Annotated in this window: 4 protein-coding genes; 3 read left to right on the plus strand and 1 reads right to left on the minus strand. The window is 62.7% G+C overall.

Features of this window, described 5'->3' with window-relative positions; genetic code table 11:
- The coding region (locus ABT116_RS42565; protein WP_351646009.1) for an MFS transporter at nucleotides 1-488 on the minus strand (488 nt) is incomplete at its 3' end.
- Nucleotides 489-553: 65 nt separating this feature from the next.
- On the opposite strand from ABT116_RS42565, the gene ABT116_RS42570 reads away from it, so the two are divergent.
- The 3 genes from ABT116_RS42570 to ABT116_RS42580 all read left to right on the plus strand — a co-directional run.
- The gene (locus ABT116_RS42570; protein ID WP_351646014.1) at nucleotides 554-769 is read left to right on the plus strand and encodes a streptamidine-related RiPP repeat protein; all 216 of its coding nucleotides are present in this window, start codon (nucleotides 554-556) and stop codon (nucleotides 767-769) included.
- 94 nt (nucleotides 770-863) lie between these two features.
- Nucleotides 864-1,676, plus strand: a complete 813-nt coding sequence (locus ABT116_RS42575; protein ID WP_351646018.1) for a hypothetical protein — start codon at nucleotides 864-866, stop codon at nucleotides 1,674-1,676.
- Nucleotides 1,673-2,524: CocE/NonD family hydrolase (locus ABT116_RS42580; RefSeq protein ID WP_351646023.1), on the plus strand; the 852-nt coding region annotated here is incomplete at its 3' end. The genes ABT116_RS42575 and ABT116_RS42580, both read left to right, overlap by 4 nt.

Genomic DNA, 2,524 nt, shown 5'->3' on the forward strand with positions numbered 1-2,524 from the left:
ATCATCACGTTGCCCGGCTTGATGTCGCGGTGGACCAGGCCCATCTCGTGGCTGATCTCCAGCGCGGCCAGCACGTCCGCGGTGATCTTCAGCGCGTCGAACCACACGAAACACGTTCCGATGCACATCGATACGCCGACGGCATGCCACGCGGTCAAGACACCAAGCGCCTGGGCCACCGGAACACTCGCCAAGGCAAGAGCAGCTGCGGCCTGCGCACACAGGATGACCGTGCGCCGATCGACTCGGTCTGCCACCGCGCCGGCGAACAAACCGAACACGAGGTACGGCAGAACCGTCCCAGCGGCCGCGAGCGAGGTGAGAAACGGAGACCGACTGATGTCGAACACCAGGATCGGCATGGCCACTCCGGTCACCGCCGCACCGGCCACGGCAATCGTGCGGGCGGTGAAGAACAATCGAAACGATCTGTCCCGAAACACATGTGGTTGCGCTTCGACGGATCCCGTCGTCGGGGTCTCGCTCATGTATGCACTCTCTTGTACCTGTTGCTCTCCGTCGCGATCTTTCGTACGGTGGCATCGTAATGGAAATGGTTTCCATTACGGAAGGGATGACAATGAGCAACATTTCGTTCGACAGCGTCTCCAACTCGGCTCCGGCCAATGCACTCCAGGGCGTCGGCACCAATGCCCTCGTCGACAACCCGTTCACTTTCGAGCCGGTTGCCGAGGCTACGTCAGCACACGCTCTGCAGGGTGTGGGTACCAACGCTCTCGTCGACAACCCTTTCAGCTTCCAGAGCTGAAACCTTCCTTGATCCAGCCTGTTTCGACAGTCTGATCTGCTGATGACCCCGCCCGCATCCGACTCGTCGGGTGCGGGCCTCGACAAGGAGATCCGTGTACGCCCTCGCCGACGGACACCAGCTGTACCCGACCCCGGACGGTTCTTGGCACTACCTGACACCGGACGAGAACGCAGTCACGATCGGTGCGCCTGCCGAAAATCTCGCGGAACTCGACAGCTTCCTCCGACGGTCGAACTCGCCGCTCGGCGCGGGATCGATCGAGATCGCCGACGCCCTCCTCGCACGCGGCGTGCTGGTTGTTCCAGGTGAAGTACCGGAGATTCCAGTCCTCCGACATGTACTGGTCGACGGAACCGGGCCCGTTGCCGATGCCTGCATCGCCCTGCTCTCCGAAGCTCTTCCGGATCTCGAAGTCATATTCACCACTGCGCCAATCGAAGACGACGTTGCGGCATCGGACCTCGTACTGTCGGTTGCCGGCGCTCCTCCTCACGACGAGTGGTCGGAACTCGATACCTGGTGCCGCCACAGCCGAACTCCGTGGCAACGCGTCCACTCCGAGCTGGGCGAGATATACATAGGCCCCTTCTTCGACGGTATCGACAGCTCGAGCTACCGGGACGTCTGCGGACGACGGCTTGCCGCGTCGCGTGTACCGGATCATCTGCAGGCACTGTGGAAACACCTCGCCGGCAGCGACCGCCGTCCGCTTGAACTTTCGCCCACCGCAGCCGCAATGGTCAGTGCACTTGCATGTTCGGTCGTCGTGGCTGGTTCCTACGGCGCACCGCAATCACACCTTCACCACCAGATCCGGATGAATCCACGAACCCTCATGACGACTCGCCATCCCGTGTTACCACTGCCAGGCGGCGTTCTCGACCCTTTGCCGACGCTCCGGTGATCTCCCTCGGTGTCGAGGTTCCGGCCGCTGACGGTTCTCTGCTCGCTACGGATGTGCTTCTCCCATCAGAGTCTTCACCTCGAGGGCTGATCGTGATCCGCACCCCGTACGGGCGTGGGTGGCATCTGGCCGAGGGAATCGAATGGCGATCGCGAGGAATTGCGTTCCTCTGTCAGGACGTGCGTGGGCGGCACGATTCCACCGGCTCTTGGGAACCGTACGTCCACGAGCGAGAGGACGGCGCCGCCCTGGCCGAGTGGCTGCAGGATCAGCCTTGGACGCCGAAGTGCGTCATCGCCAGCGGGGCTTCGTACGCGGCAGGAACCGCCTGGGCATTTGCTGCCGAGACCAACAGCGCCGATCGGTCATTTCGCGTTGACGCCGTCGTCTCCAAAGTGCCGACCATCGGAAGCGATCGAGTCAAACGTGATCCGTCGGGGATACTTCTCCTCGCCGAGCATCTGGCGTGGTGGGGCGAGCACGGAGATTCCTCGTCCTCCCGTGAGGGATTCATCCCGGCTCTGATGCGCTCGGATTCAGCTTTGCTGGAACATCTCCCGGCGCAGTCGATGATCGAGAAGGTCGGCCTGACCTCCGATTCGCCGGGTTGGGTGACGCCGATCAACCGGGCTCGTGAACGCCAGCCGTACGGCAGCGACGATCTCGTCTCCGCGGACGACCTGTCCGAACTCGATGTCGCCGGATTACACATCGGAGGTTGGGACGACGCGATGATCCGGGAGACGCTGAGACACTACGCATCCGTGGAGCGCGGACCACAAAGTTTGATCGTGGGCCCCTGGGCGCATGACCTCCGCCCCGGAATGGTCGGCGAGACAAGTTTCGGC

Origin of the sequence: Streptomyces sp. NPDC002130, assembly GCF_040296465.1 — a bacterium.
Classification (GTDB): domain Bacteria; phylum Actinomycetota; class Actinomycetes; order Streptomycetales; family Streptomycetaceae; genus Streptomyces.